Consider the following 368-nt stretch of genomic DNA (forward strand, 5'->3'; position numbering starts at 1 on the left):
TTTTTGCAATACATTTTCCACATCTTCACCCACATAACCAGCCTCGGTCAAAGTGGTTGCATCTGCCATGGCAAAAGGAACATTCAACATACGTGCTAAGGTTTGTGCCAGTAAAGTTTTTCCGCTACCCGTTGGTCCAATTAACAAAATATTACTTTTGCCCAACTCTACATCAGAGGCATTATTTTCACTGCGTAAACGCTTATAGTGATTATAAACAGCAACCGCCAATACTTTTTTGGCATAATCTTGACCAATTACATAATCATCTAAATGTGCACGAATTTCATGTGGCGTAGGCAATTTAGGCTCTTCTGCTTGAAATTCCTCATCTATTTCTTCAATGTCATCGGCATTAGCAAGCATAT

At 38.9% G+C, this 368-nt stretch carries 1 protein-coding gene; it reads right to left on the bottom strand.

Annotation, left to right across the window (positions count from 1 at the left end):
• A partial coding sequence (locus tag EII42_RS12495; protein WP_125172434.1) for an AAA family ATPase occupies positions 1 to 368 on the bottom strand: 368 nt, incomplete at both ends.

This window comes from Tessaracoccus sp. OH4464_COT-324 (assembly GCF_003932855.1).
In the GTDB taxonomy this organism is placed as follows: Bacteria; Actinomycetota; Actinomycetes; order Propionibacteriales; family Propionibacteriaceae; genus Arachnia.